The sequence below is a fragment of the Streptomyces sp. F63 genome, assembly GCF_018070345.1.
In the GTDB taxonomy this organism is placed as follows: domain Bacteria; phylum Actinomycetota; class Actinomycetes; order Streptomycetales; family Streptomycetaceae; genus Streptomyces.
The window spans coordinates 65999-84617 of record NZ_JAGPXX010000019.1; the positions used below are offsets into that span (position 1 = coordinate 65999).

The 18619-nt window shown below is 73.8% G+C and carries 16 protein-coding genes and 1 riboswitch; of the genes, 7 read left to right on the forward strand and 9 right to left on the reverse strand.

All coding sequences use genetic code 11. The features are described 5' to 3' along the window. Positions 1 to 342: 342 nt before the first annotated feature. Positions 343 to 618, reverse strand: coding sequence for a MoaD/ThiS family protein (locus KBZ10_RS19375; RefSeq protein WP_030546151.1), 276 nt, complete (start codon positions 616 to 618; stop codon positions 343 to 345). After that, on the reverse strand, positions 615 to 1952 hold the full coding sequence (gene thrC / locus KBZ10_RS19380) for a threonine synthase (RefSeq protein WP_247702635.1): 1338 nt from the start codon (positions 1950 to 1952) through the stop codon (positions 615 to 617). The genes KBZ10_RS19375 and thrC overlap by 4 nt, the downstream gene beginning before the upstream one ends. A gap of 17 nt (positions 1953 to 1969) precedes the next feature. Further along, positions 1970 to 2124, reverse strand: a riboswitch (SAM riboswitch). A gap of 177 nt (positions 2125 to 2301) precedes the next feature. On the opposite strand from thrC, the gene KBZ10_RS19385 reads away from it, so the two are divergent. Both KBZ10_RS19385 and KBZ10_RS19390 read left to right on the forward strand, forming a co-directional pair. Beyond that, on the forward strand, positions 2302 to 3267 hold the full coding sequence (locus KBZ10_RS19385) for a glucosyl-3-phosphoglycerate synthase (protein WP_210988918.1): 966 nt from the start codon (positions 2302 to 2304) through the stop codon (positions 3265 to 3267). A gap of 558 nt (positions 3268 to 3825) precedes the next feature. Beyond that, positions 3826 to 5271 (forward strand): trehalose-6-phosphate synthase, encoded by a 1446-nt coding sequence (locus tag KBZ10_RS19390; RefSeq protein WP_210988919.1) that lies wholly within the window; start codon positions 3826 to 3828, stop codon positions 5269 to 5271. Positions 5272 to 5500: 229 nt separating this feature from the next. On the opposite strand, the gene otsB is transcribed toward KBZ10_RS19390, so the two are convergent. From otsB to KBZ10_RS19405, 3 genes are all read right to left on the reverse strand, one after another. Next, positions 5501 to 6367 (reverse strand): trehalose-phosphatase, encoded by an 867-nt coding sequence (gene otsB / locus KBZ10_RS19395; RefSeq protein ID WP_210988920.1) that lies wholly within the window; start codon positions 6365 to 6367, stop codon positions 5501 to 5503. Between the two features lie 625 nt (positions 6368 to 6992). Continuing rightward, entirely contained in the window at positions 6993 to 7274 is a 282-nt protein-coding gene (locus KBZ10_RS19400; RefSeq protein WP_210988921.1) for a DUF3263 domain-containing protein, read from the reverse strand. A gap of 210 nt (positions 7275 to 7484) precedes the next feature. Beyond that, positions 7485 to 8702 carry an extracellular solute-binding protein gene (locus tag KBZ10_RS19405; RefSeq protein ID WP_247702637.1) on the reverse strand — a complete coding sequence of 406 codons (1218 nt, stop codon included), beginning with the start codon at positions 8700 to 8702 and terminating at the stop codon, positions 7485 to 7487. Between the two features lie 624 nt (positions 8703 to 9326). Between KBZ10_RS19405 and KBZ10_RS19410 the strand changes: the two genes are divergently transcribed. From KBZ10_RS19410 to KBZ10_RS19425, 3 genes are all read left to right on the forward strand, one after another. Beyond that, positions 9327 to 9530 carry a hypothetical protein gene (locus tag KBZ10_RS19410; RefSeq protein WP_210988923.1) on the forward strand — a complete coding sequence of 68 codons (204 nt, stop codon included), beginning with the start codon at positions 9327 to 9329 and terminating at the stop codon, positions 9528 to 9530. Further along, positions 9530 to 10741, forward strand: coding sequence for an N-acetylglucosamine-6-phosphate deacetylase (nagA, locus tag KBZ10_RS19415; RefSeq protein ID WP_210988924.1), 1212 nt, complete (start codon positions 9530 to 9532; stop codon positions 10739 to 10741). Before KBZ10_RS19410 ends, nagA begins: the two co-directional genes overlap by 1 nt. 184 nt (positions 10742 to 10925) lie before the next feature. Then, positions 10926 to 11993, forward strand: a complete 1068-nt coding sequence (locus KBZ10_RS19425) for a PfkB family carbohydrate kinase (protein ID WP_307847511.1) — start codon at positions 10926 to 10928, stop codon at positions 11991 to 11993. Positions 11994 to 12162: 169 nt separating this feature from the next. Here KBZ10_RS19425 and KBZ10_RS19430 read toward each other — a convergent pair whose 3' ends face one another. Both KBZ10_RS19430 and cdgB read right to left on the reverse strand, forming a co-directional pair. After that, positions 12163 to 13194, reverse strand: coding sequence for a carbohydrate-binding protein (locus KBZ10_RS19430; RefSeq protein ID WP_210988925.1), 1032 nt, complete (start codon positions 13192 to 13194; stop codon positions 12163 to 12165). Between the two features lie 439 nt (positions 13195 to 13633). Next, the gene (gene cdgB, locus KBZ10_RS19435; protein ID WP_210988926.1) at positions 13634 to 15310 is read right to left on the reverse strand and encodes a diguanylate cyclase CdgB; all 1677 of its coding nucleotides are present in this window, start codon (positions 15308 to 15310) and stop codon (positions 13634 to 13636) included. Positions 15311 to 15616: 306 nt separating this feature from the next. Here cdgB and KBZ10_RS19440 point away from each other — a divergent pair, with 306 nt between their 5' ends. Further along, positions 15617 to 16168, forward strand: coding sequence for a flavin reductase family protein (locus KBZ10_RS19440; protein ID WP_307847512.1), 552 nt, complete (start codon positions 15617 to 15619; stop codon positions 16166 to 16168). A 247-nt stretch (positions 16169 to 16415) separates the two neighbouring features. Here the strand turns inward: KBZ10_RS19440 and KBZ10_RS19445 are convergent, their stop codons facing one another. Together KBZ10_RS19445 and arfB are read right to left on the reverse strand one after the other, a co-directional pair. Next, the gene (locus tag KBZ10_RS19445) at positions 16416 to 16754 is read right to left on the reverse strand and encodes a hypothetical protein (protein WP_210988927.1); all 339 of its coding nucleotides are present in this window, start codon (positions 16752 to 16754) and stop codon (positions 16416 to 16418) included. A gap of 488 nt (positions 16755 to 17242) precedes the next feature. Further along, positions 17243 to 17671 carry an alternative ribosome rescue aminoacyl-tRNA hydrolase ArfB gene (gene arfB, locus KBZ10_RS19450; RefSeq protein ID WP_210988928.1) on the reverse strand — a complete coding sequence of 143 codons (429 nt, stop codon included), beginning with the start codon at positions 17669 to 17671 and terminating at the stop codon, positions 17243 to 17245. A 232-nt stretch (positions 17672 to 17903) separates the two neighbouring features. On the opposite strand from arfB, the gene KBZ10_RS19455 reads away from it, so the two are divergent. After that, entirely contained in the window at positions 17904 to 18479 is a 576-nt protein-coding gene (locus KBZ10_RS19455) for a TerD family protein (RefSeq protein ID WP_210988929.1), read from the forward strand. Positions 18480 to 18619: the final 140 nt, after the last annotated feature.

Consider the following 18619-nt stretch of genomic DNA (forward strand, 5'->3'; position numbering starts at 1 on the left):
CGACCGCGGCCGAATGTATCTGCCCAACTGCCCTCTGCAACAGGTCAATCGGACGAGAATTCAGCCGCTACCGGAAAGGAGGTTTCGGAAATTAGCGGATCATCCGGGGCATCTCGGGCCGGACATGGCGGGCCAACGCGACAAATCGCCCCCGTCCTTCGGACACAGGTTGTCGCGTTCTCGTATGCAGTCGGCAGGCGCCGGAAGGGAATCGGACCAACTCTACCGCGCTCAGCGACACGGAATTACCCCCTCCGTTTCTTTGACGGAGGGGGTAATCGCGATGACACAGGGTGGGTCCCACCGGGTGATCCGCTTCCGGATCCCCGGGCGGCCGGCCCCTCAGCCGCCGGCGACCGCCGGGATGATGGAGATGCCCGCGCCGTCCGGCGTGGCCGTCTCCAGGCCCTCGGCGAAGCGGACGTCGTCGTCGTTGACGTAGACGTTGACGAAGCGGCGCAACTTGCCGGTGTCGTCCAGCACGCGGGCGCCGATGCCCTGGTGGTTCTTCTCCAGGTCGGCGAGCACCTCGGCGAGCGTCGCGCCCTCCGCCTCCACCTCGGCCTTACCGCCGGTGTAGGTCCGCAGGATGGTCGGGATTCGGACGGTGACGCTCATGCGAGACCTGCCTCTCGGAACGATGCCAGGGTGGGACGGATGGTGGCGGACGGGCCGGTGGTGGGGGCCACCGCGTCCAGGGTCTTGAGGCCGTCACCGGTGTTGAGCACGACGGTCTCACCGGCCGGGTCGAGCTGACCGGTCTCGATGAGCTTCTTCAGCACGCCGACGGTGACACCGCCCGCGGTCTCCGCGAAGACGCCCTCGGTGCGGGCCAGCAGCTTGATGGCGTCGACGATCTGCTCGTCGTTCACATCCTCGACGGCGCCGCCCGTGCGGCGGGCGATGTCCAGGACGTACGGGCCGTCGGCCGGGTTCCCGATCGCCAGGGACTTGGCGATGGTGTCCGGCTTCACGGGGCGGACCACGTCGTGCCCGTCCTTGAAGGCGCGGGACACCGGGGAGCAGCCCTCGGCCTGGGCGCCGAAGATCTTGTACGGCTTCTCCTCGACCAGGCCGAGGGCGATCAGCTCCTTCAGCCCCTTGTCGATCTTCGTGAGCTGGGAGCCGGAGGCAATCGGAACGACGAGGTTGTCCGGCAGCCGCCAGCCGAGCTGCTCGCAGATCTCGTAGGCCAGGGTCTTGGAACCCTCGCCGTAGTACGGGCGGAGGTTGACGTTGACGAAGCCCCAGCCCTCGCCGGCCGGGTCCCCGATCAGCTCCGAGCAGAAGCGGTTCACGTCGTCGTAGGTGCCCTCGATGCCGACGAGGTCACCGCCGTAGACCGCGGCCATGACGACCTTGCCGGCCTCCAGGTCGTGCGGGATGAAGACGCAGGAGCGGAAGCCGGAGCGGGCCGCCGCGGCGCCCACCGCGCCGGCGAGGTTGCCGGTGGAGGAGCAGGAGAGGGTGGTGAAGCCGAAGGCGCGCGCGGCCTCGACGGCGATGGCCACCACCCGGTCCTTGAAGGAGTGCGTGGGGTTGCCGGAGTCGTCCTTGACGTGCAGCCCGCCGGTGACGCCCAGCTCGCGGGCGAGCCGGTCGGCCTTGATCAGCTTGGTGAAGCCGGGGTTGAGGTTGGGCTTGTCCGCGACGTCCGCCGGCACGGGCAGAAGCGGGGCGTAGCGCCAGATGCTGCCGGGGCCGGCCTCGATCCGCTTGCGCAGCCCCTCCGGGTCACCGGTGGGCAGCTCGTACGCGACCTCCAGCGGGCCGAAACACTCGGCGCAGGCGAAGACGGGGCCGAGCGGGGTGCGGTGGCCGCACTCGCGGCAGGAGAGGGCGGCGGCGGGGCCCAGGTCGACCCCCTCGGACCGCTGGGGATGTCCGGGATTCCCGGTGGCGGAGTCCGCGTTCTCGGTGGTGTCCGTTGTTCCAACGGTGTGCACAGCCATGCAGGCGAGGCCCTTTCTCCTCATCTTCCTCACGACGTACCTCGCCGCGAGCCGGAATTGGCACCTTCCCCACCGGGAGCCTCGCTCCGGACGCTGTGCGTCGGAGACCGAGACCGGCGGGAGGGTTGCCGGGGCTTCAACGGGCCGTTCCCTCTGCCCCTCTGGATGAGCGGTATGGCACCGGGCGGAACCCGGGCGTTTGTGGGCGCCGACCACCCCCGAGATGCGGTGGTCACGCGTGTTGTTCAAGACTGTAACCGAAGGCTCGGACTGTGGAGGAAGGCGTCCGAACCGCGAGATGCGGCACCGCGGGGCGGTGGCATCCCCGATCACGCAGGGAGACGATCACGTGCTGGAAGAGGTGGAGCTCTGGCTGGACCGGCACTCCTGGTCCGCCTCCGAACGTCCGCTCGACACGCTCCGCGCCGCGAAACAGGCGGCCGGAGCCTCCGGGACGGTCAGCGTCGTTCTCCCCGCCCTCAACGAGGCGGCCACGGTCGGGGCAATCGTCGAGACGATACGCGGCGAACTGATGTCCGGGGAGACCCCACTCGTCGACGAGCTCGTCGTCATGGACTCCGGGTCGACGGACGCGACCTCCCGGGTCGCCGCGGAGGCCGGGGCCCGGGTCGTGCACCGCGACTCCGTCCTGCCCCGGATACCGGTCGCGGCCGGCAAGGGAGAGGTGCTGTGGCGGTCACTGCTGGTGACCGAGGGGGAGATCGTCTGCTTCATCGACGCGGACCTGCGGGAGTTCCGCTCCCGGTTCGTCTCCGGCATCGTCGGGCCGCTGCTGACCGATCCCGGCCTGCACCTGGTCAAGGCCATGTACGACCGGCCGATGAGCGGCGGCGGCGAGCGCGGCGGCCGGGTCACGGAGCTGGTGGCGCGCCCGCTGCTCAATCTGCACTGGCCGCAGCTCGCCGGCTTCGTCCAGCCCCTCGGCGGCGAGTACGCGGCCCGCAGGGCACTGCTGGAACGGCTCCCGTTCCCGGTCGGCTACGGCGTCGAGCTGGGCATGCTCGTCGACACGCTGGAGCTGGCCGGGCTCCAGGCGCTCGCCCAGGTCGACGTGGGCGAACGGCACCACCGCAACCAGGACGGCCAGGCGCTCGGGCGGATGGCCGCCACGATCTACAGCACCGCGCAGCGGCGGCTGGAGCGCGGCCATCTCGTGCGCCCCGTGCTGACCCAGTTCGACCGCGGCGCGGACCGGCTCTTCAGCCCCACCGTGCACGAGGTGACGACGGAGGAGCGGCCTCCCATGTGCTCCATCCCCGAGTACACGGCCCGGCGGCGGAGGAGGGCGGCGTGAGGCCCCCGCGGAACCGTGCGCGGGGCGGGCGGCACGGCACACCCGCCGCCGGAACCCGGGCCGCCGGGGAACCGGGCCGAGCGCCGCGGGGCCCGGAGGGCCCCGGACCCGCGCCGGTACGGCCGGCCCCGGGCGCGGGCGTGGGTGCGGGCGTGGGTGCGGGCGTGGCCGTGGGTGCGGCCGTGGCCGTGGCCGTGGGTGCGGGTGCGGGCGTGGGCGGCCCCGGCCCGGTGGTGGCGGCCCGGGTGCGGCGGGCCCCGGTGGCGCCGGTTCCGGTGCCCGTGCCCGTACCGCCCGTGCCCGTACCGCCCGTGCCGGTACCGCCCGTGCCGGTACCGGTGCGCCCCGTACCGGTCCCCGTGCCCGTACCGCCCGCCCGCTCCGGTGCGGCCCGTGCCCGTGCCGCCGGTCCCCCCGGCCCCGGTGCGGCCGGCCCCGCGGCGCTCGGCCGGGGTGCGGGTGCGGCAGGAGCGGGTGGGAGGGGCGGCTTCCGGCCGGACCCGGCCGGGGTGCGGAAACGCACGTTTGAGCGGATCAGTGGCGGGCTAGGCTCGCGTCATGGTCGCTGAGCAGGCAGCCCGCATACTCGTCGCGTCCAACCGCGGCCCCGTTTCGTACACCCTCACCGAGCAGGAACCGCCAGGTCACGGCGGTGACGGCGGGTCGGGGGCGGTGGGTGCCCGGGACCTCGTCGCCAAACGCGGCGGCGGCGGACTCGTGTCCGGGCTCTCGGCGGTCGAGGGCGACGCCGTCTGGGTCTGCGCGGCCCTGGGGGACGGCGACCGCGAGGCCGTCCGCCGCACCGGCGGGCATCTCGACCCGGCCGACACCGGCGGCCAGACGGTACGGATGCTGGACATCGCCCCGGACGTCTTCGCCACCGCGTACAACGGCGTGGCCAACTCGGTGCTGTGGTTCGTGCACCACATGCTGTACCAGACGCCCCTTGAACCGGTGTTCGACGCCGGGTTCCGCCGTCAGTGGGCCGCCTACGAGGCGTACAACGCGGCCTTCGCCGACGCCCTGGCCGAGGAGGCCGCCGAGGGCGCCGCCGTCCTCGTGCAGGACTACCACCTCTGCCTCGTGCCCGGAATGCTCCGCGAACGCCGGCCCGATCTGCGGATCGGCCACTTCTCGCACACCCCCTGGGCCCCGCCGGAGTACTTCCGGCTGCTGCCCGACGACATCGCGCGGCAGTTGCTGCGCGGCATCCTCGGCGCCGACCGCGCCGCCTTCCTCACCCGCCGCTGGGCCGACGCCTTCACCGCCTGCTGCGCCGACCTCCTCGGCGAACCGCCCGCCACCCGGATCGGGGTGCACGGCCTCGGCGCGGACGCCGACTTCCTGCGCGAACGCTCGCGCCGGCCGGACGTCGACGAGCGGCTGGCGGCCCTGCGGGAGCAGATCGGCCCCGGCCGGAAAGTGATCGTCCGCGTCGACCGGACGGAGCTGTCGAAGAACATCGTCCGCGGCCTGCTCGCCTACCGCGAGCTGCTGGCGGAGCACCCCGAGTGGCGCGGGCGCGTGGTGCACGTCGCGTTCGCCTATCCGTCCCGGCAGGATCTCGCCGTCTACCGCGACTACACGGCCGAGGTCGCCCGGGTCGCCGAGGAGATCAACGACACCTTCGGCACGGACGGCTGGCGGCCGGTGATCCTCCACGTCGAGGACGACTTCGCCCGCTCCCTGGCCGCGTACCGGCTCGCGGACGTGGCGCTGGTCAACCCGATCCGGGACGGCATGAACCTCGTCGCCAAGGAGATCCCGCTCGTCTCGGACAAGGGCTGCGCGCTGGTGCTCTCGCGGGAGGCGGGGGCGTACGAGGAGCTCGGCGAGGACGCGGTGACGGTCAACCCGTACGACGTGTCGGGGACGGCGCGGGCACTGGACACCGCGCTGGGCATGAGCACGGCGGAGCGCGCCGAACGCACCAAGCGGCTGGCCGCCGCGGCGTCGTCGCTCCCGCCGCAGCGGTGGTTCCTGGACCAGCTCAACGCGCTGTAGCGCGGGGTGCGCGGGGTGCGCGGGGTGCGCGGGGTTCCGCGCGGCCCGGGTGGCGGTTGTCCGGCATCCGCGGCGCCGTTGTCCCGCGCTGCGCGCGGGTGCGTGCCCTCCCACCCGCCCGTTACCGTCCACCCGCCCGGCAGGCGGAGCAGGGGCGCCCGGCCCGCTGCCCGGGCCACTGGGCACCTGCCGCCCGGGGTCCACCGGTCACCCGCCGGCCGGGACGGCGTCAGCCCTGCTGCCCGGCCAGCGCGGCGGCCAGGGCGTCGAGGAGGTGCACGACCCCCTCCGGACCGTCGACGACCACATCGGCCCGCTCCGCCAGTTCCTCGGCGCCCTCACCGGCGGCGGCCGCACTGCACACCAGCAGCCCGGGCACGCCGTCCGACCTCAGCTCGTCCACCGCCGCGTAGGCCGCGAGATCCCCGAGGTCGTCCCCGGCGTACAGCACCGCGCGGGCCCCGCTCTCCCGTACGTACGCGGACAGCGCGACGCCCTTGTCGACACCGGGCGGACGCAGCTCCAGCACCATCCGGCCGGGTTCGACGATCAGCCCGTGCCGCTCGGCCAGGGCCGTGAGCGGTTCGCGCAGCTGCTCGAAGGCGGCCTGGGGGTCGGCGGCGCGGCGGGTGTGCACCGCCACGGCACGGCCCTTGTCCTCGACCCAGGTGCCGTCCGGGGCCCCGCTGTGTTCGAGCACCCCGGGCAGTCCCGCTCGAACGGCGGCGATGCCCGGGTGCGGGTCCGGGGCGGTCACGGTGGCGCTGACGGCATCCCAGCGCTCGGCGCCGTAGTGGCCGAGCACCACGAGGTGTTCCAGACCGGGGACCCCGCCGAAGCCGCCGTGCCGTACCGCGACACCGGCGGGGCGGCCGGTGATCACGGCCACCGAGCGGACGCGGGGCGCGAGCCGGGCGAGCGCCGGTACGGCACCGGGGTGGGCACGGGCCTGTTCCGGATCGGACACGATCGGCGCGAGGGTGCCGTCGAAGTCGAGCGCCACGACGGCCCGTTCGGGCCGTTCCAGCAGCGCGGCGAGGCCGTCGCGCCCGGCGTCGGTGACAGGGGTCGGCAGGGGGTGCGGATGGCTGCCCATGCGGCCGAGCCTACCGGGGCCGGCGCCACCCCGGTGCCCCGCCTTTCCGGCCGTGCCGGGCCCTCCGCGGGCGCCCCGTACGGGGCGCGGGCCCCGGCCGCGGGCAGGGGGGCGCGGTGGCGCGGGACGCAGTGCCGCGAGGCGTGCTGGCGGAGGACGCGGGGCGTGGCGGCGGGGGACGCGGGCCCCGCCGATGGCCGCGGGGCGCAGTGGCACGGGGCCCGAGGCGTGCTGGCGCGGGACGTGAGGCGTGGTGGTGCGGGGCGCGGTGGCACGGGCCGCGGGGCGCAGTGGCGGGGGACGCGGGCCCAGCCGATGGCCGCGGGGCGCAGTGGCACGGGACCCGAGGCGTGCTGGCACGGGCCGCGGGGCGTGCTGGCGCGGGACGTGAGGCGTGCTGGCGCGGGCCGCGGTGGCGCGGTGGCGCAGGGCGCGGGCGGCGGGTCCCGGGGCGGCCGGCCATGCCCGTCTCCAGCAGGCGGGCAGCGGCCGGTCCCGCGAGAGGACGGCGGCCGGTCCTGCGGGAGGACGGCGGCTGTGTCGGCTCGCACGGGCGCGGCCCGTCGTTCCCCGGCACCGCGACTCCAACGGGAACCGGCAGGGCCTTGGCACCGGCGCCGAGACCTCAGCGGCGCGCGCGCCGTGCCTCGCGAAGCCGGCGGAGGCGGTTCACCGTGACCGGGTCGTGGGCCAGCGCCCGGGGATCGTCGAGCAGGGCGTTGAGGAGCTGGTAATAGCGGACCGGGGAGAGCCCGAGCTGCTCCCGGATCGCCCGTTCCTTCGCGCCGGGCCCCGGCCAGGAGCGGCGTTCGACGGAGAGGACGGCCCGGTCGCGGTCGGTCAGCCCCCGGTCCTCCCGGTCATCGCCGCCCTCCGGCACCACCCCGTCGTCTCCGCTCTCGTTCACGCCGTCCAACATAACCGGCCCCGCCGACGTCCGGCCCGGCCCCGCCGGGCCGGGCCGGGCCGGGGAGCGCCAGGCCGGGGCAGGGCCGGGGCAGGGCCGGGACGGGCCGGGACGGGCCGGGCGGGGCCGGGCGGGCCGGGCCGGGCGGCCGGGCCGGGGCGCGCCGGGCCGGGGCGCCCCGGGCCGGGGCCACCGCGGCGGTGGAGCCTCTCAGCCGGAGGCGTTCTCCGTGGCGAACGCGTCGCGCTGGATCCGGGAGAGCACCCCGGCCGGGTCGCCGTCGCGCTCCACCGCCGAGCCGATCTGCTCCTTGATGGTCCTGCTGACGTAGGCCCACGTCGTCTTGTGCGACGGATAGTGCACGGCCCCGGGCAGCTGGTCGAGGAACTCCCGGAGCGGCTCGTGCTTGTCGTCCGCGCGCATCGCCTCGGAGGCGGAGCGCGTGACCGGCAGCATGTCGTACCGGTCGGCGAACTCGAGCACGTTCGGCTGGCTGTACACGTAGTCGAGGAAGTCGCCGATCTCCTTCCGGTGGCCGTTCTTCTTGAAGGCCATCAGCCAGTCGTTGACGCCCATCGTCGCCTCGGCCGGTCCCGTCCTGCCGGGGAGGGGTGCCGTCCCGAGGTCCACGCCCTCCTTCTCCGCCCGCCGCATCAGTGTCGGATGGCCGTTGAGCATGCCGACCTCCCCCCGGGTGAAGGCGTCGAACGCGTCCTGGCGGTTGAGGGCCGACGGGTCGCCGGGGCCGGTGAGCCCCTTGGTGACCATTTCGTCGCGGAGCCACTCGAACGCCCGGACGTTCTCCTGGGAGTCGAGCGTGTACGAGCCGACGCTGTCGATGAAGGTGCCGCCACCGCTGATCGACCACAGCATCGTCTCGGCCTGCGCCTCCTCCGGGCCGAGGGGAAGCGCGTACGGGATCCGCACGCCGGCGTCCTTCAGCGCCCGCGCGGCGTCCCGCAGTTCGTCCCAGCTCTGCGGCGGCTCCTCGACACCGGCTTCGGCGAGGAGGGTCTTGTTGTAGAAGAACAGCCGGGTGCTGGCGGCGAAGGGCATTCCGTACTGCACCCGGCGGTACTCACCGGCCTCCGCGAGCTTGGGGAGGAAGTCGGCCTGGGTGGGGATGGAGAGGACTTCGTCGGCGCGGTAGAGCTTGTGGCGGTCGGCGTAGCCGGCGTAGGAGCCGATCTGCGCGACGTCCGGCTCCTCGCCGCGCCGCACCATGTCGGCGACTTCCTTGTCGACGTCCGCCCAGCTGTGGACGGTGATGTCGATCGAGACGCCGGGGTGGCTGGACTCGTAGTCCGCCGCGAGCTGATCCCAGTATTTCCGGGAGGTGTTGGCCTCGCTGTCGCCGTAGTCGGCGGCGACCAGGCGGAGGGTGACCTCGTCGCCGGAGCCGCCGCATCCGGAGAGCGTGAGGGTCATGGCCGTCGCGACAGCCGCCGCGAGGATTCCCGAATACCGCCGTCGCACTACCGATACCGCCTTCTGTCGTGCTTCTTCGTCATGGCTGTTCGCCCGGTTCCCGCCGGGTTTCGGCGCCCGGCCGCCATTTCCGGGCCCGGCCGCCGCTGTCCGGGCCGCTCACCGGCCGCCGTCCGGCCGCCGTCGGCCGCTTTCCGGCCCCCGTCCGGCCGCTTCCGGTCCCGGCCGGGCCGGGCCGGGCCGCGACGTTGCGGCTTCGCGCTCCGTTTCACGTCCGGTGCCGGCGGTCCGCCCGGGTTCGGCGGCGCCGCCCGGGTTCTGACGGTTTCTCTCCCGTCCCGCCCGCACCGTTCGCGGCTCTCCCCGCACCCTGCCGGTGAGCTGCCGGTTCTGCCAGATCTCTTCCCGGTGTCTACTCGGTCTCTTCTCACTGTCTTCATGCCGTGCCGATCCGGTGCCCCCCGGCCGCCTCCGCCCCTCGGGGGCGGCCCCGGCTTCCGCGCCGGCGGACGGAACGGGGCACAGCACCCCGAATCAGAGGATCATGTCCGCTATGCGAACGCCTTTACTCTACGAGAGTAAGTGGACTAGACCTGTCGGGCCCATCCGGGCGAGACTGTCCCCGTGAGACATGTCATCGCCCCCACTCCGGCCGGGCACCGGGACGGCAGCCGTTCCCCCCGCACCGGGGCCGCGCATCCCGTCCGCGGCCGGCCCGGCCCCCGGCCCCTCCCCCGCACCGTCCCGGAGGCCCCGGTGAACGCCGCCCTCCGCCCGGGCGCGGGCCCGCCGGACCGCGCCGCCCTCTCCGCGGAGGTCACCGACTGATGGCCACTCAACATGTCTTCGGCGGCGCGCGCATGGTGCTGCCGTCCGGTGTCGTCGAGAACGGACGGCTGGTCGTCGAGGGCACCGTGATCGCGGAGCCCGTCACCGCGGCGCCCCTCCCCGGCGCCATCACCGGCCCCGGCGCCATCACGGGCCCCGCCGCCGGTTCCGCCCTGACCCCGGCCACCCTGGACCTCACCGGTTACTGGATCGTCCCGGGCTTCGTCGACATGCACGTCCACGGCGGCGGCGGAGCCTCCTTCACCACGGGCACCGCCGAGGAGGCACTGGCCGTGGCCGCCGCCCACCGGCGGCACGGCACCACCACCATGGCCGCCTCCACCGTCACGGACCGCTTCGGTACCCTCGCCCGGCAGGCCGCCGTCCTCTCCGAACTGGTCGAGCAGGGCGAGCTGGCGGGGATCCACTTCGAGGGCCCGTTCATCGCCCCCTGCCGCCGCGGCGCCCACGACCCGGCGCTGCTCCGCGACCCCGACCCGGGGGAGGTGAAACGGCTGATCGACGCGGCCCGCGGCACCGCCCGGATGATGACCCTGGCACCCGAACTGCCCGGCGGTCTCGACTCGGTACGGCTCCTCGCCGACCTGGGCGTCATCGCGGCCGTCGGCCACACCGACGCCGGATACGAGGCGACGGCCGAGGCCGTCGACGCGGGCGCCACCGTGGCCACCCATCTCTTCAACGCCATGCCCGGCCTGCACCACCGCACCCCCGGCCCCGTCGCCGCGCTCCTGGAGGACGAGCGGGTCACCGTCGAACTCGTCAACGACGGCGTTCACCTCCACCCGGCCGTCGTCGACCTGGCCTTCCGGCGGGCGGGCGCCGGCCGCGTGGCCTTCATCACCGATGCCATGGCGGCGGCCGGCAAGGGCGACGGCCGCTACCAGCTCGGCGGCCTGGAGGTCGAAGTACGGGACGGCGTGGCCCGGCTGGCGGAGGGCGGCGCCATCGCCGGCTCCACGCTCACCCTCGACACCGCCTTCCGGCGGGCCGTCACCCTCGGTGGCCTTCCCGTCGAGCACGTCGTCCGGGCCCTGTCCGAGAACCCGGCCCGGCTGCTGGGCGTGGCGGACCGCGTCGGCTCCCTGGAGGCGGGCAAGGACGCCGATCTCGTCGTTCTCGACGCGGAGTTCGCGGTGGCCGGCGTCATGCGGCGCGGAGAATGGGTGGTTGAGCCCGAAGTGTGCTGATCCGGCGCCCCGTTGACGTCCCGGCAGCCGTCGTCCAGGCTGCGGCGAGCGGCTCGGGGCACTGGGCCGGCCGCCGCTGTTTTGGCATGATCACCCCCGCACGAGTGAGCGACCGGCTCGACTCGGCGGCCGGGCCCGCCATCCCGCGGCGCGCGCCGCACCCGGAGCAGCGAAGGGGGACCAGGTGATCATCACCGTCACACTCAACACCGCCCTGGACATCACCTACCGCGTCCCCCGTCTCACCCCCGGCACCGCGCACCGGGTCACCGAGACCACGGAACGCCCCGGCGGCACGGGCGTCACCGTGGCCCGGCTGCTCGCCGCCCTCGGCCACTCAACCGTCGTCACCGGCTTCGCGGGCGGCCCCACCGGGGGCGTCCTGCGCCGGCTCCTCGCGGAGCAGAGCGGAGCGGCACGGGACGCGCGAGAACGGCACGGAGCGGCACGGGACGAACCGGAGCGGCACGGTGCGCGGGACGGCGCGCCGCAGCGGTCCAGCACGCCCGCCACGCCCGGTGCTCCCGGCACGCCCGGTGCTCCCGGCCGCGGCCGGATCGAGGACGCGCTCACCCCGGTCTCCGGCGCCACCCGACGGACGATCGGCGTCGCGGACACCAGCACCGGTGACATCACCCGTGTCACGGAGGCCGGCCCGGTCGTCACCCGCGCCGAGTGGGACACCTTCCACAAGACCTTCACCGGACTGCTCCCCGGCGCGGACGCCGTCGCCCTCTGCGGCAGCCTGCCCCCGGGCCTTCCGGTCGGCAGCTACGCCACCCTGGTGCGGGCCGCGCAGGCCGCCGGCGTCCCCGTGCTGCTCGGCACCCACGGCGAACCGCTGCGCCGGGGCATCGCCGCACGGCCCGACCTCGTCGCGACGACCGCCGGGGAGCTCACCGGGCTCACCGGCTTCGCCGAACCCGTACGCGCCGCGCACGAGGCCCGGCGCCGGGGCGCCCGCGCGGTGGCCGCCTCGCTCGGCGGGGAGGGCGTGCTCGTCGCCACGGCGGACGGCGGATGGCGGGCCGCGCCGCCGCGCCCGGCGGGCGGTGATCCCACGCGCGCCTGCGAAGGGGCCGTGGCCGGGCTGCTCTCCGCCCTCGCCGAGGGGCTGCCCTGGCCGGAGCGGCTGACCCGCGCGGTCGCCCTCTCGGCGGCGGCCGCGGCCGCCCCGGGCCCCGGGGAGTTCGACGGCACCGCGTACACGGGCCTCCTGGCGGACATCGAGGCCACCGAGCGTCCGCTCTGACAGCCGGGGTCACCCGCGCCCGCGCACCCACACCGGCGGCTGCGAACCGGCCCGTCCCCGCACCAACCACACCGGCCACCCCGGACCGGGCTCGGGGACGGCCGGACGGCGGGAGGTCCCGGGCCGGGACGGGAGACTCCCGGGCGGGGCACACCCCCGGCGGCGGGGCTCAGTCCTTGACGTGGCCCTCCTTGAGCTGCACCCAGTCGAGGTTGAACTCGCAGCCTTGGCCCTCGCCGCAGGTCAGATCGAGGGTGTTGGTGCCCTTGGTGAGGTTCACGAAGGAGTAGGTGGTGGTCCACCCCTTGTCCCACTCGCCTGCCTTGGCGTTCGCCCAGTTCTTCAGCTCCTGCTCGCGGTCCTTGCCGTTGACGAGGAGCGTGGCCTTGGTGTCCTTGCCGGGCACCCCGTAGCCGATGAAGAAGGTGTACTTGCCCGCCTTGGGCACGTCGACCCGCCACGTGGCCGTCGCACCGGGCTGGTTCATGCCCGCGATGTAGGCCCCGCTCTTGGACCTGGCGCCCTCCACGTCGTTGGCGACGGTCGCACCGCCGGCGGTCTTCATCCCGACCGCGTCGAACTTCTCGGAGGAGAAGGGCTTGGTCTTCTCCCCGCCCTCGTCCTTGCCCTCGTCGGCCGGCTGCTCCTGCTCGCCGCCGCCCGTGGGCGCCGACTGCGAGCTGCCCGCCTCCTGCTTGTCCTCGCCGTCTCCGTCGCCGTTGGTCAGCATCGCGATGACGATGCCGACGACGACCACGGCGACCACGGCGATCGCGCCGATCAGCAGCCCCTGGTTGTTGGGGCCCCGGCCACCGGCACCGCGGCTGCCGCGGCTGCCGTGGCCGGCGGCGGCGCGGCGGGGCGGGGGGCCGCCGGGCAGGGTCTCCGGAGCGGCGTAGGAGGTGCTGGGACTCGGCGCGTAGGCGGCGGTCGGCTGGTCCGCCGGCGCGGCGCCCGCGGCGCCCGGCCCGTAGCCGGGCCGCTGAGGGGCCTGCTGGCCGCCGTACTGGCGTTCCCCGACCCGGTGCACCTGGTTGTACGAGGTGCGGGGGACCCCGGGCTGCGCGGGCCGGCCGTACTGAGCGGCACCGCCGTCGCCCGCCGCGCCGTTCGCTCCCCCGTCACCGCCCTCCGAGCGGTAGAGATAGGCGAACGGGTCGTCGTTCTCGGGCGTGCCCGCGCCGTTGCTGCCGGCCGTCATCCCCTGTCACTCCCCAACTGGTTCCCGGACCACCGGCGCCGCGTCCACAGCGCCTGGACAGCTCTTATCAGCGGCGGGGCGGCCTCGATAAGGCCTGTGCTGTCCGGATGGTCAATGTTCATGATCGCGTTACCTCGGCCCGCGGCCGATCGATCGAGCCTACCCGCTTACCGCGCCCGCTGGTCCCGGTCCGCCGGGGCCGGCCGCGGCGGCGCGGAGCGCACCCGGCAAAACCCCCGTTCGCGGGGGTGCGGCGCCGGGCGGATGTGTCCAGTACCACCCGGACCGGCCCGTTCCGTACCGGGGCGGAGGGGCACCGGGCGGCACCGGAAGAGGCACGGGAACGGCGGCCGGCCGCCGGTGCGGAGGCGGCCCCCGGAGCAGGGAGCCGACCCCCGGAGCAGGGAGCCGGCTCCCGGGCAGGGAGGCGGCCCCCGGGTCACCCCGCGCGGCGGTGGGCGCGGCCCGCGGCCCGGGAGCGCTTCTCCACGTACATCCGCTGGTCGGCGGATTGCAGGACCTCCTCGGCGGACATCCCGCAGCCCGCCCAGCCGATGCCGAAGCTCGCCCCGACCCGCACCGCGCGCCCGTCCACCCGGATCGGCGGAATGATCGCGTTGCGCAGCCGGACGGCCAGGTCCTGGGCGTCCGCACGGCCGAGGCCGTCGGCCAGGACCACGAACTCGTCACCGCCGAGGCGGGCGACCGTGTCGCCGTCCCGTACGCCGTTGGTCAGCCGCCGGGCGACCTCGATGAGCACGGCGTCACCGGTGTGGTGCCCGAAACGGTCGTTGATCGACTTGAAGCCGTCGAGGTCGCAGAAGAGCACCGCCAGCCCCTTGGTGCCGTCGTCCGGCTGGTCCTCGGCGGGGGCGACGGTGTGGGCATGGCTGTCGAAGGCGCTGCTCCCCGGCGGGCCGAAGGGGGCGTCGAAGCCGTCGGTCCGGAAGCCGTTCTCGTCCGTCTCGACGCCCGGGGCCGGCCCGTACGCGCTGCTGACCATGCCGTCCGGCACACCGGCCTCCCCGTCCCGGGACGGGGGGCGGTCGCAGAGGCGGGCGGAGAGCCGGCTGCGCAGCTCGGCGCTGTTGGGCAGGCCGGTGAGGGAGTCGTGGCTGGCGCGGTGGGCGAGCTGCAGCTCGTGCCGCTTGCGCTCCTCGATGTCCTCGACGTGGGTGAGCAGGAAGCGGGGCCCGTCGGCGGCGTCGGCGACGACGGAGTTGCGCAGCGAGACCCAGACGTGGCTGCCGTCGCGCCGCGCGAGCCGCAGCTCGGCCCGGCCGCCCTCGGCGGAGGTGCGGAGCAGCAGCCCGATGTCCTCGGGGTGGACGAGGTCGGAGAAGGAGTAGCGGCGCATGGCGGAGGCGGGACGGCCCAGTAGCCGGCAGAGGGCGTCGTTGGCGCGGAGCAGCCGGCCGTGCTGGTCGCCGCCCATCTCGGCGATGGCCATGCCGCTGGGCGCGTACTCGAACGCCTGCCGGAAGCTCTCCTCGCTGGCGCGCAGGGCCTGCTGTTCGCGCTCCAGCCGGACGAGGGCGCGCTGCATGTTGGCGCGCAGCCGGGCGTTGCTGATGGCGATGGCGGCCTGGAAAGCGTACATCTGCAGGGCCTCGCGGCCCCAGGGGCCGGGCCTGCGGCCGTTGCGGGGCCGGTCGACGGTGATGACGCCGAGGAGGTCGTCGCTGGAGGAGTACATCGGGGCGAGCAGCCGGTCGCCCGGGTGCCACTCGTCGGCGAAGCGCGGCTGGGAGCCGCCGCTGTGCCACTGCGGTACGTCGTCGTCGTCGAGGATCCAGCCCTCGGTGTGCGGTATGAACCGCAGCTCGCCCCAGCGGGTGCCCATGGAGAGGCGGCGCTCCCAGGCGGTGCGCGAGCCGACGCGGCCGGCCATCAGCGCCTCTGCTCCGGCGCTGCCCGCGACCGCGGCGACCACGAGGTCACCGTCGGGCTGGACGAGGTTGACGGCGGCCAGTTCGTAGCCGAGGCCGGTGATGACTCCGTCGGCGACGGCCTGCAGGGTGTCGGCCAGGCTGCGGGCGGTGTTCAGGTCCGCGACGACACGGTGGAGCTGCCGCAGGGTCGCAAGGCGGACGTACGGTTCCGACTCGGCCTCCATCGATTGCACTCCCCGAGACCTCGACAGCAACTCCAGGATCTTGTCGTCTGATTGCCACGGCCACTGAATCACAGCGAGCTGCTCACCCGGTACACAGGGTCAACAATTCCGGCATGCTGTGACTCAAGTCACAAGATCTTTCGGTGTATTGACGCTTGCGCCGGCGCGAACCGCCTGCCCTGCGGTTTCCTTCCTGAACGCAAATCCCCGAAGCGGAATCCGCCCGGCGGCCTAGGTCGCGGGCCGACCCCGGAACGGTCCCCGCGCCCGATGTGGACCCCGGGAACGTCCGGATAGCGTGCGCACGTGCAGCAGACCCCTTCACCCCGCGCAGCGATCATCCCTCATCCTGGAGGGGTGAGTGACGACGAGTTCCGTGCCGCCATGGCCCGCCTGACGGCAGGTGTGGTGCTGGTGACGGCCCACGACCCGGAGGACGGCCCGCGCGGCGAGGACGTGGGCATGACAGCGACGGCGTTCATGTCGGTGTCACTTGACCCGCCGCTCGCGATGGTGAGCGTTCGCAACGACTCCCGCATGGAGGAGCTGCTGGAACGGCAGCCGCTCTGGGCGGCCTCCCTCCTCTCGGAGAGCCAGCGGCAGACAGCCGGGCGATTCGCGATGAAAGGCCGCATCAGCGACAAACTGCTCTTCCGGGACGCGCCGCACACCCGCGGCACGGCCACCGGCGCCCTGCTCGTCGACGGCGCGCTGGCCGCCGTGGAGTGCCGTACGGAGCAGCGCGTCCGGGCGGGGGACCACACCCTGGTGATCGGCCGCGTGATCGGCACCCGGCTGGGACCCGACGACGCCGGGCCGCTCACGTATTTCCGGGGGCGTTACCGGCAACTGGGATGAGACCACCGGCGGCCGAGACGAAAACGCCCGGCGCGCCGGGCCGTGACCGCGCCCGGGAACACCTCCCCGGATTGGCGGTGTTTCCGCGGGGACCGGCCGATTTCACCGGCGCACTGAACGCGGCACAAACCGCAGTGCATTCACCCGTCCGCCCGGATCCCGGCACCGAGCGCGGGCAAACGCATTCCGGCGCGGAAGCCACAAAGGCTTCCACGCCGGAATTGCGTTATTTCACGTTACCGCTGAGTCACGGCGTGGCGACCGGGGTGAGGAGCCCGATGAGCGCGAGCAGCACCTCGTCGCTGGCGCCCGTGGTGACGGTCTCGCTGTCGTCCTCGGCGGCGTAGTTGACGGCGATGTTCTCCTCGCCGATCTGGCAGATGGTCTGGGTCTCACCGGCCTCCTGCTCGAAGTCCCCGGGCGGGAACGGGGCCAGCTGCGCAGTGTTGCCGCAGTTCTGCGCGAGAGCGACCACGTCCTTGATCTTGTAGTCGTAGCCGTCGTTGGCCGCGGCAGACGTCGCGGAGCCCGCGATCATGGCAGCCGCGGCAAGCGACAGGAACGACAGCTTGGCTGTTGTACGCATATTGTTCTCCACTTTCCGCCTTCCCCGTTGGAAGGGCCGATCGAGTTCTATCACTGCCTCAGCAGCTCTTCCGCTTAACCGACACCGGGAAATTCCACATCGATCGGGGACTTCATACGGATGGCCGAAGATCTGCCCGGAGGCGCCCGCCACGCCTACGACACCCTTATCCGGACCGGTAATTGACCATCATCAACAGGCCCTTATCCATGCGGAATTCGGACGGGCGGCCACTGCCGTCCGCCGGCTCCATCGGCCAATCGGCGGAATGCCGTAATTCCCGGCGTGCGGGTTTTCCGGCGCCGTGCGAGCATGCGTCACCACCGGCGCCGCACCGGGGGACGGGCAGCGGGAGCAGGAACGGGACGGGGGGCCGGGGGACGGGACGGGGGGCGGGGGACGGGAACCGGGACGTGGCGGAACGAAGCCCGTGGCGGGGCGGGGAAACGGGGCACGGCCGCGGCGCCGGGGACGCGGTGCGCGTGAGGTCAGTCCCAGCCGCGGCCGCTGCGGCCGCGTTTCGTGTCGCCGCGCTGCTTCTTGGCGCGCAGCCGGCGCTCATTGACGCCGCGCGGGATCTTCGTCTTCCGGCGCGGACGGGGCGGCGGCGCGGTGGCCTCGGCGAGGAGGGAGGCCATCCGGACAGCCGCGGTCTCCCGGTTGCGCCACTGCGAGCGGTGCTCGGAGGCCCGCACGGTGAGCACGCCGTCCGTGAGCCGGCCCGCGAGCCGCTCCAGTGCCCGCTCCTTCCACACCGGTGGCAGCGCGTCCGTCGCCGCCAGGTCGAAGCGGAGCTCCACCTGGCTGTCACTGGTGTTCACATGCTGGCCGCCCGGTCCCGAGGAACGGGAGAAACGCCACGTGAGCTCGGCCTCCGGGAGGGAGACCGAACCGCGGATGACATAGGGACCGGACATATGTGCCATGATCCCGCACCGGGTGCCGGCCGTCACCTCCATTTCACGCCCCGGACGACACCCCGGACAGCGCCTCCCCAGCCGCCGCGGCCCGGGGCCCGCGCCGCCGGACGCGGAACCGTAACGAAGCCGGGGCCGATGGAACCCGGCGGGACCGTCCCGGCGTTGTGGAGGATGACGGTGGCTTCACCTCCGGGCGAAGCCCGACATACTTCAAGGAAAGGGACATCCCATGGCTGTAAGCCTGTCCAAGGGCGGCAACGTATCGCTCACCAAGGAGGCACCGGGCCTGACCGCCGTCACGGTCGGCCTCGGCTGGGACGTCCGCACCACGACCGGCACCGACTTCGACCTCGACGCGAGCGCCATCGCGGTCAACGCGGCCGGCAAGGTCGTCTCCGACAGCCACTTCGTGTTCTTCAACAACAAGGCCACGCCGGACCAGACCATCGTCCACACCGGTGACAACCGCACCGGCGCGGGCGAGGGCGACGACGAGCAGATCAACGTCAACCTCGCCGGGCTCCCCGCCGAGGTCGAGAAGATCGTGTTCCCGGTGTCGGTCTACGACGCCGAGACCCGCAGCCAGAACTTCGGCCAGGTGCGCAACGCCTACATCCGCGTGATCAACCAGGCCGGCGGCACCGAGATCGCCCGCTACGACCTGAGCGAGGACGCCGCGACCGAGACCGCCATGGTCTTCGGTGAGCTGTACCGCAACGGCGCCGAGTGGAAGTTCCGCGCCGTCGGCCAGGGTTACGCCTCCGGCCTCACCGGCATCGCGCAGGACTTCGGCGTGAACGTCTGACCGTCCCGCCCACCGTTTCCGCGTCCGTCCGTGCCGCCACGGCCGCCCTCAGCGGCGGGCGGGTCGGCACGGACAGCCGGAACCGACAGCCGGAACGGACAGCGGCCCCCGGCCGGTTCAGCGGCCCCGGGGGCCGCTTT